Origin of the sequence: Shewanella sp. Isolate7 (genome assembly GCF_022398425.1) — a bacterium.
In the GTDB taxonomy this organism is placed as follows: domain Bacteria; phylum Pseudomonadota; class Gammaproteobacteria; order Enterobacterales; family Shewanellaceae; genus Shewanella.
The window spans coordinates 1-511 of the sequence record NZ_JAKEVJ010000214.1; the positions used below are offsets into that span (position 1 = coordinate 1).

General features: G+C 47.2%; 1 protein-coding gene. It reads left to right on the forward strand.

The genetic code is table 11. The features are described from left to right. On the forward strand, nt 1-511 hold a 511-nt coding region (locus tag L1D47_RS21090), incomplete at both ends, for an IS5 family transposase (protein ID WP_239886655.1).

Here is a 511-nt window from a genome sequence, read left to right on the forward strand (position 1 = left end):
CACAAACTCACTCGTAAGTTATTCCAAACGGTCAATCAATGGCTGTCGGATTGCGGTGTGATGATGACGCAAGGAACATTGGTAGATGCCACGATTATTCAAGCACCCAGCTCCACTAAAAATAAAAAGAATGAACGTGACCCGGACATGCATCAGACTAAAAAAGGCAATGAATGGCACTTCGGTATGAAAGCTCACATTGGCGTGGATGCAAAGAGTGGCCTCACCCATACGYTGGTGACAACCGCCGCCAATGAACATGACTTGAACCAGTTGAAAAATCTGTTRCATGGCGACGAGGAATTCATCTCTGGCGATGCTGGTTATCAAGGCGCAGAAAAACGCAAAGAGCTGAAAGATACTAATGTGGAATGGCTGATAGCAGAGCGTCCCGGCAAAGTTCGGGCGCTGAAGAAGCATCCCCGCAAGAATAAAACCGCCATCAACATCGAGTATTTAAAAGCCAGCATTCGGGCGAAGGTAGAACACCCGTTTCGGATCATCAAATGTC